The organism is Pseudomonas sp. GL-R-26, assembly GCF_019947365.1.
In the GTDB taxonomy this organism is placed as follows: domain Bacteria; phylum Pseudomonadota; class Gammaproteobacteria; order Pseudomonadales; family Pseudomonadaceae; genus Aquipseudomonas.
In genome coordinates this window covers 642,823-659,287 of record NZ_JAGYGI010000001.1, presented here as the reverse complement: position 1 = coordinate 659,287, position 16,465 = coordinate 642,823, and the positions used below count along the sequence as shown (strand labels likewise).

At 58.7% G+C, this 16,465-nt stretch carries 17 protein-coding genes; 6 read left to right on the top strand and 11 right to left on the bottom strand.

Annotation, left to right across the window (positions count from 1 at the left end):
- Positions 1 to 8: 8 nt before the first annotated feature.
- The 4 genes from KGA96_RS03010 to coxB all read right to left on the bottom strand — a co-directional run bounded on the left by KGA96_RS03010 (position 9) and on the right by coxB (position 4,483).
- Positions 9 to 896: a cytochrome c oxidase subunit 3 gene (locus KGA96_RS03010; protein ID WP_046042688.1), complete on the bottom strand. Its 888-nt coding sequence runs from the start codon at positions 894 to 896 to the stop codon at positions 9 to 11.
- 25 nt (positions 897 to 921) lie between these two features.
- Positions 922 to 1,473 carry a cytochrome c oxidase assembly protein gene (locus KGA96_RS03005; RefSeq protein WP_046042689.1) on the bottom strand — a complete coding sequence of 184 codons (552 nt, stop codon included), beginning with the start codon at positions 1,471 to 1,473 and terminating at the stop codon, positions 922 to 924.
- Positions 1,474 to 1,680: 207 nt separating this feature from the next.
- Complete coding sequence (ctaD, locus tag KGA96_RS03000; RefSeq protein ID WP_046042690.1) at positions 1,681 to 3,273, bottom strand: cytochrome c oxidase subunit I; 1,593 nt, start codon at positions 3,271 to 3,273, stop codon at positions 1,681 to 1,683.
- Positions 3,274 to 3,355: 82 nt separating this feature from the next.
- Positions 3,356 to 4,483: a cytochrome c oxidase subunit II gene (gene coxB / locus KGA96_RS02995; RefSeq protein ID WP_046042691.1), complete on the bottom strand. Its 1,128-nt coding sequence runs from the start codon at positions 4,481 to 4,483 to the stop codon at positions 3,356 to 3,358.
- A 369-nt stretch (positions 4,484 to 4,852) separates the two neighbouring features.
- Between coxB and KGA96_RS02990 the strand changes: the two genes are divergently transcribed.
- Positions 4,853 to 5,503, top strand: coding sequence for a hypothetical protein (locus KGA96_RS02990; RefSeq protein WP_223465134.1), 651 nt, complete (start codon positions 4,853 to 4,855; stop codon positions 5,501 to 5,503).
- A 119-nt stretch (positions 5,504 to 5,622) separates the two neighbouring features.
- Here the strand turns inward: KGA96_RS02990 and KGA96_RS02985 are convergent, their stop codons facing one another.
- From KGA96_RS02985 to KGA96_RS02975, 3 genes are all read right to left on the bottom strand, one after another.
- The gene (locus KGA96_RS02985) at positions 5,623 to 7,149 is read right to left on the bottom strand and encodes a SulP family inorganic anion transporter (RefSeq protein WP_223511546.1); all 1,527 of its coding nucleotides are present in this window, start codon (positions 7,147 to 7,149) and stop codon (positions 5,623 to 5,625) included.
- 90 nt (positions 7,150 to 7,239) lie between these two features.
- Positions 7,240 to 7,971: a carbonic anhydrase gene (locus tag KGA96_RS02980; protein ID WP_008045785.1), complete on the bottom strand. Its 732-nt coding sequence runs from the start codon at positions 7,969 to 7,971 to the stop codon at positions 7,240 to 7,242.
- A 244-nt stretch (positions 7,972 to 8,215) separates the two neighbouring features.
- The gene (locus KGA96_RS02975; protein ID WP_223511544.1) at positions 8,216 to 9,274 is read right to left on the bottom strand and encodes a PA0069 family radical SAM protein; all 1,059 of its coding nucleotides are present in this window, start codon (positions 9,272 to 9,274) and stop codon (positions 8,216 to 8,218) included.
- A gap of 223 nt (positions 9,275 to 9,497) precedes the next feature.
- On the opposite strand from KGA96_RS02975, the gene KGA96_RS02970 reads away from it, so the two are divergent.
- The 3 genes from KGA96_RS02970 to KGA96_RS02960 all read left to right on the top strand — a co-directional run bounded on the left by KGA96_RS02970 (position 9,498) and on the right by KGA96_RS02960 (position 11,179).
- Complete coding sequence (locus KGA96_RS02970; protein ID WP_046042696.1) at positions 9,498 to 9,800, top strand: hypothetical protein; 303 nt, start codon at positions 9,498 to 9,500, stop codon at positions 9,798 to 9,800.
- Between the two features lie 86 nt (positions 9,801 to 9,886).
- A complete protein-coding gene (locus KGA96_RS02965) occupies positions 9,887 to 10,426 on the top strand; it encodes a hypothetical protein (RefSeq protein WP_223465138.1) in 540 nt (179 codons plus the stop codon).
- Between the two features lie 108 nt (positions 10,427 to 10,534).
- Complete coding sequence (locus KGA96_RS02960; protein WP_223465141.1) at positions 10,535 to 11,179, top strand: dual specificity protein phosphatase family protein; 645 nt, start codon at positions 10,535 to 10,537, stop codon at positions 11,177 to 11,179.
- A 42-nt stretch (positions 11,180 to 11,221) separates the two neighbouring features.
- On the opposite strand, the gene KGA96_RS02955 is transcribed toward KGA96_RS02960, so the two are convergent.
- Together KGA96_RS02955 and prlC are read right to left on the bottom strand one after the other, a co-directional pair.
- Positions 11,222 to 11,509, bottom strand: a complete 288-nt coding sequence (locus KGA96_RS02955) for a YheV family putative zinc ribbon protein (protein ID WP_008018424.1) — start codon at positions 11,507 to 11,509, stop codon at positions 11,222 to 11,224.
- Positions 11,506 to 13,557 (bottom strand): oligopeptidase A, encoded by a 2,052-nt coding sequence (gene prlC, locus KGA96_RS02950; protein ID WP_223511542.1) that lies wholly within the window; start codon positions 13,555 to 13,557, stop codon positions 11,506 to 11,508. The genes KGA96_RS02955 and prlC overlap by 4 nt, the downstream gene beginning before the upstream one ends.
- A gap of 88 nt (positions 13,558 to 13,645) precedes the next feature.
- Here prlC and KGA96_RS02945 point away from each other — a divergent pair, with 88 nt between their 5' ends.
- A complete protein-coding gene (locus tag KGA96_RS02945; RefSeq protein WP_046042700.1) occupies positions 13,646 to 14,191 on the top strand; it encodes a gamma carbonic anhydrase family protein in 546 nt (181 codons plus the stop codon).
- Between the two features lie 26 nt (positions 14,192 to 14,217).
- Entirely contained in the window at positions 14,218 to 14,868 is a 651-nt protein-coding gene (locus KGA96_RS02940) for an HAD family hydrolase (RefSeq protein WP_046042701.1), read from the top strand.
- Between the two features lie 37 nt (positions 14,869 to 14,905).
- Here KGA96_RS02940 and KGA96_RS02935 read toward each other — a convergent pair whose 3' ends face one another.
- A complete protein-coding gene (locus tag KGA96_RS02935; protein WP_223511533.1) occupies positions 14,906 to 15,529 on the bottom strand; it encodes an ABC-type transport auxiliary lipoprotein family protein in 624 nt (207 codons plus the stop codon).
- The gene (locus KGA96_RS02930; RefSeq protein WP_223511529.1) at positions 15,526 to 16,464 is read right to left on the bottom strand and encodes an MlaD family protein; all 939 of its coding nucleotides are present in this window, start codon (positions 16,462 to 16,464) and stop codon (positions 15,526 to 15,528) included. The genes KGA96_RS02935 and KGA96_RS02930 overlap by 4 nt, the downstream gene beginning before the upstream one ends.
- Between the last annotated feature and the right edge of the window lies 1 nt (position 16,465).

Below are 16,465 nucleotides of genomic sequence, written 5' to 3'. Positions count from 1 at the left end.
TCACAGCCTCAGAGCACATAGACGAAAACAAACAGCCCGATCCACACCACATCCACGAAGTGCCAGTACCAGCTCGCCGCTTCGAAACCGAACTGGTGCTCGTTGTCGAAGTGCCCGCGCATGATCCGCACCAGCATCACGAACAGGATGATGGTGCCGATGGTGACGTGGGCGCCGTGGAACCCGGTGAGCATGAAGAAGGTCGCGCCGTAGATACCCGAACCCAGGGTCAGGCCCAGTTCATGGTAGGCGTGCATGTACTCTTCGGCCTGGAAGGTGAGGAACGCACAACCGAGCAATACGGTGAGCGCCAGCCAGAGTTTCAGTGCGCCGCGATGGCCCTTTTTCAAGGCATGGTGGGCGATGGTCACGGTCACGCTGGAACTCACCAGCAACACGGTGTTGAGCAGCGGCAGGCCCCAGGGGCTGATGACTTCCTTGGGCGGCGGAAACAGTTTCGAGTCGGGGTTGCTCAGCAGCGGCCAGGTGAACTGGAAGTTCGGCCACAGCATGTGCGCGATGCCTTTGGCGCCTTCACCGCCGAGCGCCGGCCCGGAGATGTGACGGACATAGAACAGCGCACCAAAAAAGGCGATGAAGAACATCACCTCCGAGAAAATGAACCAGCTCATGCCCCAGCGGAACGAACGATCCATCTGTGCGCTGTACAAGCCGCCGCGACTTTCCTTGATCACCGTACCGAACCAGCCGAACAGCATGTAGGCCACCAACAGCCCGCCGACGAAAAAGATCAGCGGCCCATGGGACTCCGGACGCGCCGCTTTCAGATCGTTGAACCAGGTAGCCAGGCCGTACACGGTGGTGACCATGCCGAGCGTGGCGATGATCGGCCATTTGCTCTGGGCGGGAACGTAATAATGTTCATGAGTTGCCATTTATTGTTCTCCTTATCGGGCACGCTCAGCCGCCAGTGTTTACAGCTACCGGTGGATGTCGGGCGGTGATATCGAACAGCGTATAAGACAGCGTCAGGTGCTTCACATCCTTGGGCATGTCACGGTCAACGATGAAACGTACCGGCATCTCGATCCGTTGACCGGGCTGCAGCACTTGCTGGGTAAAGCAGAAGCATTCGGTCTTGTGGAAGTACGCCGCCGCGGTGCTCGGCGCAATGCTCGGCACGGCCTGGGCACTCATCGGCTTATCGGTGGGGTTGTGAGCGATGAAGATCATTTCGTTCACCGCCCCCGGATGGGCCACCAGTTCCTCGCCCTTGGGATAGAAGTCCCAGGGCATGTCAGCGGTGTTGGTCGACAGAAACTGCACGCGCACCTGCCGCGAGGTGTCGACCGTCTGCTCACCCTCGTACTGCCCGCCAGTCTTGCCATTAATGCCGAAGGCCTTGCACATCACGTCGTAGATCGGCACCAGGGCAAAGCCGAAGACAAACATTGCCACCACCACGGTCAGCAGGCGCGTGACCAGTTTCTTCATTGAAATCGAGTCAGCCATGATTCCAATCCTCAACAAGCCCTGCCAGACATGAACACGGACCTGTGGCGAGGGGGCTTGCCCCCGTTCGGCTGCGAAGCAGCCCCAATATCTGCAATCTGGTTACACCAGGTAGACCGCATGGGCTGGTTTTGCGACTGCTGCGCAGCCGAACGGGGGCAAGCCCCCTCGCCACAAAGGTTTGACTTGTGCTCACAGAAGTGATGTTCATTTCACTTCCGGCGGCGTGGTGAAGGTGTGATACGGCGCCGGCGACGGAATGCTCCACTCCAGACCTTCAGCCCCGTCCCACGGTTTGGCTGGTGCTGGCGGGCCGCCGCGAATGGTCTTGATCACGATGAACAGGAAGAAGATCTGCGTGGCGCCGAACATGAATGCGCCGATCGACGACACCATGTTGAAGTCAGCGAACTGCAGGTTGTAGTCCGGAATCCGTCGCGGCATGCCCGCCAGTCCCACGAAGTGCATAGGGAAGAAGGCCAGGTTCATGCCGATGAACGACAGCCAGAAATGCAGCTTGCCGAGGGTTTCGTCGTACATGTGGCCGGTCCATTTCGGCATCCAGTAGTAGGCCGAGGCGAAGATCCCGAAGATCGCCCCCGGCACCAGCACATAGTGGAAGTGCGCGACCACGAAGTAGGTGTCCTGGTACTGGAAGTCTGCCGGGGCGATGGCCAGCATCAACCCGGAGAAACCGCCGATGGAGAACAGGATCACGAACGCCACGGCAAACAGCATCGGCGTCTCGAACGTCAGCGAGCCCTGCCACATGGTGCTGGCCCAGTTGAACACCTTCACACCGGTAGGCACCGCGATCAGCAGCGTGGCGTACATGAAGAACAGCTCGCCCACCAACGGAATGCCGACCACGAACATGTGGTGCGCCCAGACGATGAACGACAGGAACGCGATACTCGCCGTGGCGTAGACCATCGAGGTGTAGCCGAACAACGGCTTGCGCGAAAAGGCCGGAATGATCGAGCTGACGGCGCCGAACGCCGGCAGGATCATGATGTACACCTCGGGGTGACCGAAGAACCAGAACACATGCTGGAACAGCACCGGGTCTCCGCCACCGGCGGCACTGAAGAAACTGGTGCCGAAGTGGATGTCCATCAGCATCATCGTCACGCAACCGGCCAGTACCGGCATCACCGCGATCAGCAGGAACGCGGTGATCAGCCAAGTCCAGACGAACAACGGCATTTTCATCAGCGTCATGCCGGGGGCGCGCAGGTTGAGGATGGTGGCGATCACGTTGATCGCGCCCATGATCGAACTGATCCCCATCAAGTGGATGGCGAAGATGAAGAAGGTCACGCTTTCCGGGGCGTAGGTGGTCGACAGCGGTGCGTAGAACGTCCAGCCGAAGTTCGGCCCGCCACCGGGGGTGAACAGGGTCGACACCAGCAGCAGGAACGCCGCCGGCAACAGCCAGAAGCTGAAGTTGTTCATGCGCGGCAGGGCCATGTCCGGCGCGCCGATCATCAGTGGGATCATCCAGTTGGCGAGGCCGACGAAGGCCGGCATCACCGCACCGAATACCATCACCAGACCGTGCATGGTGGTCATCTGGTTGAAGAATTCCGGCTGGACGATCTGCAGCCCCGGCTGAAACAGCTCGGCGCGAATCACCATCGCGAACGAACCGCCAAGCAGGAACATGCAGAACGCAAACCACAGGTACAGCGTACCGATGTCCTTGTGGTTGGTGGTCAGCACCCAGCGCATCAGGCCTTTGGCGGGGCCGTGGGCGTGGTCGGTGGCGGTATGAACATGTTCATCGATTACAGCAGTCATGTCCTGTCTCCTGCAAACAGATGGGCTGGGCAGGCCAGGGTGTGTAGCCCCGACCGGTTCCTTACGTGCGCAATAGACCGGGTCATTTGCTTTCCGCCTGTTTCAGCTCCAGCACTTCTTTAGGCGTGACCATGTCGCCCTTGTTGTTGCCCCAGGCGTTACGCTCATAGGTCACGACCGCTGCGATATCGACTTCCGAGAGTTGTTTGCCGAACGCGGCCATGGCGGTGCCAGGCTTGCCGTGGAAGACAATGCTCAGGTGAGCCTCTTTGGGCCCGGTGGCGATCTTCGAGCCCTTGAGCGCCGGGAACATCGGCGGCAGGCCCTGGCCTTCGGCCTGGTGACAGGCCACGCAGGTGGTGTGATAGATCTTGTCGCCGCGATCCTTGAGCTCGTCGAGGGTCCATTCCTTGCTGGTCAGCTCTTTGAGCTGCGCGGCCTCGGTCTTGCGATCGGCCAGCCATTTTTCGTAATCGGCCTTTTCCTTGACCTCGACCACGGTCGGCATGAAGCCGTGATCCTTGCCGCACAACTCGGCACACTGGCCACGGTAGATGCCGGGCTTGTCGACGCGGGTCCAGGCTTCATTGACGAACCCGGGAATCGCATCGCGCTTGACCGCGAAAGCCGGCACCCACCAGGAGTGGATCACGTCGGCGGAGGTCACCAGGAAGCGCACTTTGGCACCGACCGGCAGCACCAATGGCTTGTCGACTTCGAGCAGGTAGTGCTCGCCCTTGGTTTCCTTGTTGTGGATCTGATCCTGTGGGGTGGTCAGGTTGCTGAAGAACTCGACGTCCTGGCCCAGGTATTTGTAGTGCCACTTCCACTGGTAGCCGGTGATCTGGATATCGATTTCCGGCTCGCTGGCGTCGTACATCTTGATCAGGGTCGCGGTAGCGGGAACCGCCATGGCCACCAGGATCAGGAAGGGCACGATGGTCCAGAGGATTTCGACGGTGGTGCTTTCATGAAATTTGGCGGCCACCTGCCCGGTCGAGCGGCGGTGGAGAATCATCGACCAGAACATGGCACCAAATACGATGATGCCGATCACCACACAGATCCAGAAAATGATCATGTGCAGGTCGAATACTGCGTGACTGATTTCAGTCGCTCCAGGTGCCATATTCACAGTCCAGGCCGCTTGCGCCTGACTGAAAATCGACCACAACAGGAGGCCCATCCAGACATGTGGATGTCGCATCATTGCGGGTTCCCCTTATCGTTCTTGTTATCCCGCCGGCTTTCACCTGCGGCAAGGGAGCGGCTGCATCAGACTACGAACTTGAGCACCGGGCCTTGCTGCATATGCAGTCGGGCGTCATCAGCTAACTCCATTCCAACCCGAGTATAGACAGCGACTCCGACCTCGCAATGCGAAGGCGTAAATGATCTGAAACAGCATTAACTTGCTTTGCAGGGCACGAATGGAGAAGGATGCAGACGAGTGGTGGCAAACCGATATAACGGGGCCGTCTCAAGGATGAAATAATTATGACAAATGCGTCTTAGCATTTTTCGTAAGCCAGCTAAGTTATGTCTTCCCTATTTCATTGCCTTGTTTCCTGGAGTTTTCATGAACACCGCCGCATTGCGCGAGCAGATCCAAAAAGCCCAACAACACGAAGCCGAGACTGGCCTGCTGACGCGTCAGCTGGAAAGTAAATTGCCTCATCTGCACCCGGCAATCCAATTGCCGGAGGCCGATACCAACGGTGTACTGACGCGATTCGTCGCCGCTTACATCGAAGAAGTGCCCGATCTGCTGGATGCAGCCAATGATGTCGCCAGGGAAGCGGGCATTGAGTCACAGATCAAACCGGTGCTGACAATCGCCGAACAGTACTTCCTCCAGCCGCCAGCCATCATGGCTGGCCATGTCGGGCTCGACAGCCTGCTGGATGAAGCCTATCTGGCACACCGGTTTGTCGAAGAGGTCAACGACCTGTACATCAAGCATTTCGGCCAGCCACTGATCCCCTTGGACATGACTGTCGCCAACCTGATTGCTCACCAATTGATCGGTGAGTCGTTCGCCAACCAACTGGACGAAGTGGTGCATCACGCCATCGACGAGATGCTCAATGACGAAAGCTTCGCACTGGAGTCGGTAGAAGCCTACCGCGAGAAGCTCAACAGCCCGGACACCGGCGCCGCGTGGAAACGCTGGCCGTGCATGTCCCGTCGTTTGGGCGTAGGCCTGGAACTGGATCAGCCAGCGGCTTGATCCACCGGTAATCACAATCCCCTGTAGGAGCGAGATTGCTCACGATGAGGCCATGTCATTCAACATCAAAGTTGACTGATCCGCCGCCATCGCGAGCAAGCTCGCTCCCACATTGGACCTCAACCAGCCGCACCTATACCTGTGTTCGTCCGCACCCGCCCTTCAAGCCTGCGCTTCAACCCCCGCGATTCAATCAACAGCTTCGAGCCCTTGGCCGCATTCGCCCGGCCCCACTCCTCCAGTAGCTCCAGACACGAGTGATCGATGTAGCTCAGGTTGTTGAGCGGCACATGCACCGTCGCGCCGGGTGGAATACTGCCCAGCACCTGGGTCAGCGCCGGCACTTTGAGGAAGGTCGCCGCGCCCACCAGGCGCAATTCCATTTCCCCTTCCTGGGGCAGGTCGATCAGGCTGATTTTCAACCGCGAAGCTCTCAGCGCCAGTTTCACCAGCGTCAGGCCGAAGCCAATCAACACGCCGGTCAGCAGGTCCGTGAAAACAATGGCGAGCGCGGTTGCCGCATAGGTGAACATCGGCGCCCGACCATACCGGCCCAAACCACGGAAGACCTTGAGATCCACCAGCTTGAAACCGGTGTAAACCAGCACGCCCGCCAGGCTCGCCACCGGAATGCTTTGCAGCACGCGGGACAACAACAGTACAAACGCCAACAACCACAGGCCGTGGAAAATGGTCGAAAACCGCGTGGTTGCGCCGGCCTGAACATTCGCCGAACTGCGTACGATAACGCCGGTCATCGGCAACGCCCCAAGCAGGCCACACAACATGTTGCCGATACCTTGCGCCGACAGTTCCCGGTCGAAGTCCGAGCGCTGACCACTGTGCATGCGATCAACCGCGGCGGCTGAGAGCAAGGTTTCGGCGCTCGCGATGAAGGCCACGGCAAACGCCGCGATCAGCAAGTTCGGATCAGCCAGGTTGAGCAGATCCGCTGGCTTCAGCCAGTCGATGGCCTCCGTCAGGTTGGCCGGAACCTCAACCCGTTTGACCTGCAACGCCAGCACAAGGCTGGCAAGCGTGGCCAGACCGACGCCGAGTAGCGCGCCAGGAATGAAGCGCAGGGATTGCGGACGGAGTTTCTCCCACAGCCACATGACGGCGATCGTCGACAAACCGAGCAAACCGGCTTGCCAGCCAAACGTGGGCAACGCCTGAGCCAGCGCCGCCGGGAAGGCCGCCAGGTTATCCAGGCCCGAGGGTTTGGGCACGGCATCCAGCATCACATGCACCTGAGACAGGATGATCAGCACGCCAATCCCGGCCAGCATGCCGTACACCACCGCCGGTGCCGTCACCCGAAACCAGCAACCCAGCTTCAAACGGCCAGCCACCAGTTGCAGCAATCCCGCCAGCAACAAAATTGGCCCAAGCATGGCAATACCGTGCTGGCGGACCAACTCGAACACCAGAACGGCCAGGCCCGCCGCCGGGCCGCTGACTTGCAGTGGCGAACCGGCCAACCAGCCGACCACCAGACCACCGATGATGCCGGTGATCAGACCCTTGGCCGGCGGCAGCCCCGAGGCAATCGCGATGCCCATGCACAGGGGCAGGGCGACCAGAAACACAACCACCGAAGCCAGCAGCTCCCGTGGCAGAACAGCTTTGAGTCGAACAGCACGCATGGTGAATCTCCCGAAGTTTTCTTCAGTCATGGCAAAGCCAGGCTGCCTGAACGGCAGCCTCGGCTGAACCACACAACGATTTAGGAGGATTTAGAAGCGCGCTTTGGGCGTCGCCACGGGAATTGGCAGGCTGCCATTGAGCGGCAGGAAACAGCCTTGATCGGCGTCGTACGCTTTTATTTCGCTGGTTTCGATGTTGTAGACCCAGCCGTGAATAAACAGCTGACCGTTGGCCATGCGCGAGGCCACCGACGGATGGGTGCGCAGATGCTGCAATTGGGCAATCACATTTTCTTCGGTGAGGATGTGCATGCTTTCACTTTCGCTAGAGCAGTTGCAGTTCTCCTGCACCATGGTTTTGGCCACTTCGGCATGACGCAGCCAGGCTTTGACCGTGGGCATTTTTTCCAGACTGTCCGGGTTGAGCACCGCGCGCATGGCACCGCAGTCGGAATGCCCGCAAATGATGATGTGATGCACCCCCAAAGCCAGTACGGCGTACTCGATGGCCGTAGAAACACCGCCGTTCATTTGCCCGTAGGGCGGCACGACGTTGCCCACGTTACGAGTCACGAACAGGTCGCCGGGGGAACTCTGGGTAATTAACTCGGGAACGATGCGCGAGTCGGCGCAGGCGATGAACATCGCTCGTGGCCGCTGGGCCGTGGCGAGTTTCTTGAAGAGCTCTTCCTGCTGAGGAAAGATCTCATGATGAAAATGCAAAAAGCCGTCAACGATATGCTGCAACGCTGCATCGGCGGTTTCGGCCTCGGGTTGGGCTGAAGCCGACGCAGCCAACGGCTGTTTATCCTTGTCACTCATCAATTCATCCTCATTGGCGGGCTCAGGGAGTCATCCCGTGCGGTCCGGTGTGAAGCCAGTGGCTGGTTAAAAAACATCCAGGTCAAGCATCTCGACCCATCAGTCACTCGATGAACAAGGTAGCGGCCGAATCTTAATTGAAACTGAATAAAACGCTCTAGAATGCGTGTTACAGGTCACAAAAAACGTGACCAGCCTAAGGCGTGAGCGCGGTCTTCAGTACTCAACCATAGGCCAATTGCCCTCAAATCAACGACATTTGGCGACCGGGCGGACAAAAGGCATTGCAGTCCAGGTCAAAGCCTTCCCGGTGATTGAGCCCCAGGCGCTTGATGGTTTTGGCAAAGCGCTGTGCCAGCAGGTCGGCGAAAGGGCCTTCACCGCGCATTCGAGCGCCAAAGCGGCTGTCGTAGAGCTCACCGCCACGGCTCTGGCGAATCAGGCTCAGCACATGCGCCGCCCGTTGCGGATAGTGGGCGCCCAGCCATTCTTCGAACAGTGGCGCCACTTCCAGCGGCAGACGCAACATCATGTAAGCAGCACTTTTCGCCCCGGCCGCATGAGCCTCGGTGAGCAGGCTTTCGAGCTCACTGTCGTTGATCATCGGAATCATCGGTGAACACAGCACGCCCACCGGAATGCCCGCCTCGCGCATGACCCTGATCGCCCGCAACCGGGCCTTGGGCGCCGCAGCGCGGGGTTCAAGGATGCGTTTGAGTTCGTCGTCCAGGGTGGTCAGGCTGATCATTACTGCCACCAGTCTTTGGCTGGCAAGCTCGGTCAGCAGGTCCAGGTCGCGAAGAATCAGTGAGCCCTTGGTGACGATAGTCACGGGGTGTCGGTAACGCAGGAGTACTTCGAGGGTTTGCCGGGTGATCCTGTATTCACGCTCGATCGGCTGATAGGGGTCGGTGTTGGAGCCGAGGTTGATCGGCGCACATTGATACCCACGTTTTGAGAGTTGCTCCTCCAGCACCTGCGCGGCGTTGGTCTTGGCGATGAGTCTGGTTTCGAAATCCAGCCCGGGCGACATGTCCCAATAGGCATGGCTGGGCCTCGCGTAGCAATAGATACAGCCATGCTCGCAACCGCGATAGGGATTGATCGATCGGTCGAAGGGCAAGTCCGGTGACGTGTTGCGGGTAATGATGGTTTTCGCCGTTTCAATGCTCACCTCGGTGCCCTGGGTGAGTGGTACTTCCTGGTACCAGCCGTCGTCCTCAACCACCGAATGGCTGGGGGCAAAGCGATTGTGCGGGTTGGTTGCGGTGCCGCGACCACGGGGAGGCAGAGAGCTAACCATCGGCGGACTCCTTGATCTGTATATCCATACAGTATCCGAAGTGCTGCGAATCGACCAGTACCGCTCAGCCATTCATCTGGCGACAGGGTGCCGTGAGCTGACCTGTTCAACAATGATGAGAAAACTGAGGAAACATATAGTCAGTGGTTAGATCCAATACCCACCCGTATATTCAGTCCGACAAGCAACACCCTCAACAGCCATCAAATAAAGGGATTTATTAATGTCTTTCTTTAATCAGCGCGGTATCTTTCTGCAACTTATGCAACCGAGTCCTTCGGAGCCCAACACACTGGTTTCGCTACAACTGGCTCGAAAAGAGTTAAGTTGGGACGCGGAAAACAATGTTCAAATTGAAAGCCTGGTCGACTCGGAGTTTTACACTGCTGTTTCCACAGACCGTGGTAACTCGTTCAGCATCAGGGCCGTTGGCAAGGATGTCGATGGAGACGGAAACATCGGTGCCGACGACAAAGCCAAGTTACAGGCGCTGGCAAAGGCTTATGCCAGTATCGTCAATCCCTGAGCCCTGACTTTCCAATCACTGGAAAGCACAACTGCCGAATGCATGCGGGCTCCCGCATGCATTCCAGACAGCCACGAGGATAAAAAATGTCCCAGCCCATAAAAACCGGTGCTTATCTACAAAAAATAAAAACGCCAGAAGATGTGCAGGTAGTTATCAAGCTAATAAGGGCAGACGAGTATCCAAACAAAACAATGGAGCAGTTCGCTGATGTTCTCGCAAGCGCTCCCTCCGTGACACTCGCTATAAAAAACGATAGCAAGACTTCAAAGTTCGACTTTGATCCATGGTCCGATATCAATGTCACTCCAGACAATAGCATCGACGAAAAGGACATTGCCGCCCTTACACAGCTTGCACTCGCTTTTTATCATCAACAAGTAATTGCTCCAGAGGGCATAGCGTACCTTTATTGTCTTCCCGCTGAGCTTCGAATAGATGTTGAGGTATTTGACATTGATGAAGAGGATCATCAACTGTATAGCCTCGGTGTGTACGAGACCAAATCTGCGGATTCCGGCTCGCCTTTTGAAGGTCGTGAGCGCAACCCTGAAACTGGACAGGTGTTTGACTATGGGGCCGAACTGAACGGCTTGCTCAAGGCATTCATCAAACTGAAACTATAACCTGAGCGCAGGCTTCACGATTCTTTGACAGTCAGCTCACAGGCCTTTGACCGTACATGGCTAATCCTTGCCACCATCTTCCCGTCCCTTTCTGAACGGTCGCCAAGCATGTCTTTTCCACGTTTTTTATCTGCAATATGCCTGTCGCTGGTTGCACTCGTTAACCTGACTCCGGCACTTGCTGACGACAGTGTGATGCAACGTCCGGCAGACTGGGCTCAACCGGTCGAGAAGCAATACAACCTCTTCCAGATGTCGCCGACGCTCTATCGCAGCGCCTTGCCGGACAAGGACGCGGTTCCGCTGCTGGAGAAACTCAAGGTGGGCACGGTGATCAACTTCCTGCCCGAAGCAGACTCCAGTTGGTTGTCCACGCCAGGCATCACGCAAGTACAGCTGCCTTATCGCACCAACCATGTGGATGACGCCGATGTGCTCAAGGCCTTGCGTGCCATCAAGTCTGCCGAAGCCAAAGGCCCGGTGCTGATGCACTGCAAACACGGTTCCGACCGTACCGGTCTGATGGCGGCCATGTATCGGGTTGTCATCCAGGGCTGGAGCAAGGAAGAGGCCCTGAACGAAATGACCCAGGGCGGCTTTGGTGACAGCACCCACTTCAAGGACGGCATCCGCTACATGATGCAGGCCGACGTCGACAAACTGCGCACGGCCCTGGCCAATGGCGATTGCAGCACCAGCCCGTTCGCCGCGTGCTCGATGAAGAGCTGGTTCAAGTCCGCTCATATCGAATAAGAAAAGCCCCCGTTGCATGGCGTAACGGGGGCTTTTTTTCACTCAGTGCTGTTCGTCCGGCTTTTTCTTCAGTTTTGGGTTCGGGAAGAACTGAACCGCCTGAACCTTGGTGTCGGCTGGTTTGAGTGCGCTGGTATTAACCCGCGTACCCAACTCCTTGGGCACCGACAGCCCTTGCTCATTGAGTGTGTCGGAGTAACCGCAGGCCACGCACTCTCGGTGCGGGACCTGATCTTCGTTCCACATCATCAATTTGTCCGGCTCGCTGCATGCCGGGCAGACCGCCCCGGCGATAAAGCGTTTTTTCGTAATCACAGGTCCCTCACTCATGCTGCCGCGTCCTCACTCAGGCCGCTGTGGCGCAAGAGTGCGTCAATTGATGGCTCACGACCACGGAAGTCGACGAACAGCACCATTGGCTCCTGGGAGCCGCCACGAGCCAGGATTGCTTCGCGGAACGCACGACCGGTGTCGGCGTTGAGCACGCCTTCTTCTTCGAACTTCGAAAACGCATCGGCGGACAGCACTTCAGCCCATTTGTAGCTGTAGTAACCCGCGGCGTAACCGCCAGCGAAGATGTGCGCAAAGCTGTTGGGGAAACGGTTGTAGGCCGGTGGACGCATCACCGAAACCTCGTCGCGCACGCCTTCGAGCACTTGCAGCACGCTGCGGCCGTCGCCGTGGGTGGCGTGCAGTTCGAAGTCGAACAGCGAGAACTCCAGTTGGCGGACCATCATCAGGCCGGACTGGAAATTTTTCGCCGCGAGCATTTTTCCGAGCAAGTCCTGAGGCAGCGGTTCACCGGATTCATAGTGACCGGAAATCAGCGCCAGACCTTCCGGCTCCCAGCACCAGTTTTCCATGAACTGACTTGGCAGTTCGACGGCATCCCAGGCCACGCCGTTGATGCCGGACACGCCAGCATGCTCGACGCGGGTCAGCAGGTGATGCAGGCCGTGACCGAACTCGTGGAACAGGGTGGTGACTTCGTCGTGGGTCAGCAGCGCAGGCTTGCCGCTGTCGGCCGGGGTGAAGTTGCACACCAGGTTCGCCACCGGGCTTTGCAATACACCGCCGGCGGTGCGACGACGGTCGCGGGCGCCATCCATCCAGGCACCGCCGCGCTTGTTGGCGCGGGCGTAAAGGTCAAAGAAGAAGCGGCCGACATGCTGGCCGTTTTCCTTGATTTCAAACAGGCGGACATCCGGGTGCCAGGTGTCGAAGCCTTTGAGTTCGGCAATCTCGATGCCGTACAGACGCTGGACGATGGCGAACAGGCCGCCGAGCACCTTGTCGATCGGGAAGTAGGCGCGCAGGGCTTCCTGGGCCACGCTGTAGCGTTGTTCACGGAGTTTTTCGCCGTAGAAACCGCTGTCCCAGCTTTGCAGGTCCGGGCAGCCCTGTTCGGCGGCATAAGCCTTGAGCTGTTCCAGATCCTGGGCAGCGAACGGCTTGCTGCGCTTGGCCAGATCGCGCAGGAAGCTCAGCACCTGATCGCTGGACTCGGCCATTTTGGTCGCCAGGCTCAGTTCGGAGAAACTGCTGAAACCCAAGAGTTTTGCCAGTTCCTGACGCAGGCCGAGGATTTCTTCCATGATCGGGCCATTGTCGTTCTGGCCGGCATTCGGCCCCTGGTCCGACGCACGGGTGCAGTAGGCCGCGTAGACTTCTTCACGCAGTGCGCGGTCCTGGGCGTAGGTCATCACCGCGTAATAGCTCGGGAATTCCAGGGTGATCAGCCAGCCGTCCAGATCCTTGGCCTGAGCCGCAGCGGCCATTTGCGCCTTGGCCGAGTCGGTCAGGCCGACGAGGGCGGCTTCATCGGTGATGTGCTTGGTCCACGCTTGAGTGGCATCGAGCAACTGGTTGGAGAAACGGCTGCCCAATTCGGACAGCTTGCTCTGCACTTCGGCGTAACGTTTCTGTTCGGCTTCCGGCAGGTCGATACCCGACAGACGGAAGTCACGCAGGGAGTGTTCCAGGATAGTTTTCTGCGCCACGTCGAAACCGGCGGCCTCCGGACTGTTGGCCAGGGCTTCGAAAGCCTGGAACAGTTCGCGGTTCTGACCCATTTCGGTGGAATAGGCGCTCAAGGCCGGCAGGCATGACTCGTAGGCTTCACGCAGCTCGGCGCTGTTGCACACGGCATTGAGGTGGCTGACCGGGCTCCAGGCGGCGCCCAGGCGGTCGTTGAGTTCGTCCATCGCCAGCACCAGGCCAGCCCACGTTGGCTGTTTGACCTGGGTCTTGAGGATCTCGACGATGGCGGCACGGTTGTCAGCCAGGATCTGTTCAATGGCAGGTTGCACGTGCTCGGCGCGGATGGCGGAGAACGGCGGCAGGTCATAGGACTGCAAAAGAGGGTTGTTCACGCTCACGGTTGATACCTTGGCTGGAGAAACATGCAGCCATCTTAATTACAATCGACGTTCACCGCAGCTATCAGCAACAGAGAGAAACCCTATCGTGAACCTTCGCAAGTATCAGAACCACACGCCGCTGCTGGGTAAAGGCGCTTTTGTCGACGGCTCGGCGGTGGTGATCGGCGACGTTGAAATTGGCGAAGACAGCTCGGTCTGGCCGCTGACCGTGATCCGTGGCGACATGCACCGCATCCGCATCGGCGCGCGCACCAGCGTGCAGGATGGCTGCGTGTTGCACATCACCCACGCCGGGCCGTTCAACCCGGATGGCTTTCCGCTGCTGATCGGCGATGACGTGACCATCGCCCACAAGGTCATGCTGCATGGTTGTTCGGTAGGCAGTCGGGTATTGATCGGCATGGGCAGCATCGTCATGGACGGCGCGGTCGTCGACAATGATGTGATCATCGGCGCCGGCAGCCTGGTGCCGCCGGGCAAGCATCTGCAAAGCGGCTTCCTGTATGTTGGCAGCCCGGTAAAGCAGATCCGCCCGCTGACTGACAAGGAACGGGCCTTTTTCACCTACAGCGCGGCGAACTACGTGAAGCTCAAGGACCTGCATCTGGCCGAAGGCTACGACCAGCTTTGACCCGGCCCCCTTATTCAGGATTCGACATGCATTACCAAACCGTTTTGTTTGACCTCGATGGCACCCTCACCGATCCGCGCGAGGGCATCACCCGTTCGATCCAGTTCGCCCTGAGCAAACTGGGTATCGATGAGCCGGACCTGGCCAAGCTCGAACACTTCATCGGCCCACCGCTGTTGCAGGCGTTCATGCAGTTCTACGACTTCGATGAAGTCCGGGCCTGGGAGGCAGTGAATTTCTACCGCGAGCGCTTCAAGGTCACCGGTCTCTACGAAAACCGCGTGTTCGATGGTGTCACGCCGCTGCTGGAAACCCTGGTCGGACAAGGCAGGCAACTGTACATCGCCACTTCGAAACCGTGGGTGTTCGCTCGGGAAATCGCCCGGCATTTCGACTTTGCCAAACACTTCAAGGTGATTTACGGCAGCGAACTGGACGGCACCCGGACCAACAAGATCGAACTGATCGCTCACCTGATGGCCGAAGAAAACCTGGACCCTGCCAACACCTTGATGATCGGCGACCGCAAGCACGACCTGATCGGTGCGCGCAGCAATGGCTTGGACGCGGCGGCGGTGGGTTACGGGTTCGGCAGTCATGAAGAGTTGAGCGCCGAAGCGCCGGCGTATCACTTTGAAACGCTGGCTGAACTGCATCAGGCGTTTTTGCAGCGCTGATGCGGCCTCCACAAATCAACTGTGGGAGCTGGCTTGCTCAAGGTCTTGGCGGTGGGGCGAGTTTCTGCCCTTGCTCAACCGCCCAGCTCACCACCTGCGCGGTCAACTGATCGCTCGCCTGACCGAACCCGACCACCACCGCCGGAACCTGCACATCGCTGAGTGGCTGGCGCACTTCAAAGCGGCGGCTGGCGAGGATGCGCTGGTCGTAGCTGCGCACCAGCAATGCATCCAGACGCATGACCGCGCTGGCATTCGTACCTTGGTATTCAGTCTGGAACGCTTGCAGGCTGCCGCCCAATTCAAGATCGGTCTGGAAAATGCTGTCATCGGTGCTCAACAACGGCACCCGTCCGTCATGCTGGAAACCTTCCAGCAGGCGATTGCGCACCAGCACCGGCGTCGGGTCGCTCCAGCGTGACCCCTTGTAGTGGCTGATCACATCGCCCTGGGGAATCACTGCAATGCTCGGACTGTTCAACGCTTCGCTGGACTGGAGTTTGCTCAGTCGCAACGACCAGCGTTGCGGAGTTCCATGGCTGGCCGATGCGCTCTGGGCCGAAGGCAATCGATAGACCTCGAAGGGCTCTGGCTTGGGCAGGATCGAGCACGAGCTAATCAGCGTGAAGCCAGCGAGGAGGGCAATCCGAATCAGCTTCATGGCGTGAATTCCTTGGTCTTTTCACTGCCCAGCAGGTAACCGCTGGGGTTGGCCTCCAGACGTTTGGTAATGACGCGCAACGAGGACAGGGTTTCGCGCATCTCGCGCACGGCCGGGCCCAGGCCATTGAGGCCTTGCATGCCGCTGTTGAGCGAATCCTGATTGGCTGTGATCAGTTTGTTGAGGGTGGCACTGCTCTCCTGAAACGACTTCATCGCCTGCTCGGCGCTGCCCAGCGCCTCCTTGCCATGATCATTGAGCAGCCCGTTGGCATTGCGCATCAGCGCCGTGGTCTGCTCCAGCATGGTGTTGGCCTGCTTGCCGACCGATGCCAGTTGCTGCATGGCCTGACGGATATCGCCGCGCTGCTCGGCAATGGTCCCGGTGGTTTGCTCCAGGTGCTCCAGGGTATTGCTGATGCGCTCGATGTTTTCCGTGGAGAACATCAGGTTGGCGTTATGCATCAGCGTGCTCACCCCGGCCATCAGGTCTTCGCTGTCATTGAGCAGGCGGGCGATGGGCGAGGGCGAGGCGACGATGGTCGGCAGGTTGCCGTCCTTGCCCTTGAGCGTCGGGCTCTGAGGCGTGCCGCCACTGAGCTGGATGATCGAGGTCCCGGTGACCCCGGTCAGGGCCAGCTTGGCATTGGTGTCTTCCTTGACCGGGGTATCGCCGGCCAGGCGAATTCGCGCCAGCACCCGGCGCGGGTCTTTCGGGTCCAGGCGCAGCGAGATCACGTCGCCGACCTTGATCCCGCTGTACTGCACCGAACTGCCCTTGGACAAACCGCTGACCGCCTCGTTGAACACGACTTCGTAGTCCTTGAACTCGGTGTCGACACTGGACTTGGCCAGCCACAGGCCGAACAGCAGCGCGGCCGTCACCACAATCACGGTGAACAGGCCGATCAATACATGATGGGCTCGGGTTTCCATG

Excerpts from the sequence above, each read along its gene's own strand:
- KGA96_RS02955 (WP_008018424.1), bottom strand. The coding sequence starts at position 11,509 with ATGAGTGAGGGACCTGTGATTACGAAAAAACGCTTTATCGCCGGGGCG.
- KGA96_RS02940 (WP_046042701.1), top strand. The coding sequence starts at position 14,218 with ATGCATTACCAAACCGTTTTGTTTGACCTCGATGGCACCCTCACCGAT.
- KGA96_RS02975 (WP_223511544.1), bottom strand. The coding sequence starts at position 9,274 with ATGGTTAGCTCTCTGCCTCCCCGTGGTCGCGGCACCGCAACCAACCCG.
- KGA96_RS02965 (WP_223465138.1), top strand. The coding sequence starts at position 9,887 with ATGTCCCAGCCCATAAAAACCGGTGCTTATCTACAAAAAATAAAAACG.
- KGA96_RS02985 (WP_223511546.1), bottom strand. The coding sequence starts at position 7,149 with ATGCGTGCTGTTCGACTCAAAGCTGTTCTGCCACGGGAGCTGCTGGCT.
- ctaD (WP_046042690.1), bottom strand. The coding sequence starts at position 3,273 with ATGACTGCTGTAATCGATGAACATGTTCATACCGCCACCGACCACGCC.
- KGA96_RS02960 (WP_223465141.1), top strand. The coding sequence starts at position 10,535 with ATGTCTTTTCCACGTTTTTTATCTGCAATATGCCTGTCGCTGGTTGCA.
- KGA96_RS02990 (WP_223465134.1), top strand. The coding sequence starts at position 4,853 with ATGAACACCGCCGCATTGCGCGAGCAGATCCAAAAAGCCCAACAACAC.
- KGA96_RS03010 (WP_046042688.1), bottom strand. The coding sequence starts at position 896 with ATGGCAACTCATGAACATTATTACGTTCCCGCCCAGAGCAAATGGCCG.
- KGA96_RS02980 (WP_008045785.1), bottom strand. The coding sequence starts at position 7,971 with ATGAGTGACAAGGATAAACAGCCGTTGGCTGCGTCGGCTTCAGCCCAA.
- coxB (WP_046042691.1), bottom strand. The coding sequence starts at position 4,483 with ATGATGCGACATCCACATGTCTGGATGGGCCTCCTGTTGTGGTCGATT.
- KGA96_RS02935 (WP_223511533.1), bottom strand. The coding sequence starts at position 15,529 with ATGAAGCTGATTCGGATTGCCCTCCTCGCTGGCTTCACGCTGATTAGC.
- KGA96_RS03005 (WP_046042689.1), bottom strand. The coding sequence starts at position 1,473 with ATGGCTGACTCGATTTCAATGAAGAAACTGGTCACGCGCCTGCTGACC.
- KGA96_RS02930 (WP_223511529.1), bottom strand. The coding sequence starts at position 16,464 with ATGGAAACCCGAGCCCATCATGTATTGATCGGCCTGTTCACCGTGATT.
- KGA96_RS02970 (WP_046042696.1), top strand. The coding sequence starts at position 9,498 with ATGTCTTTCTTTAATCAGCGCGGTATCTTTCTGCAACTTATGCAACCG.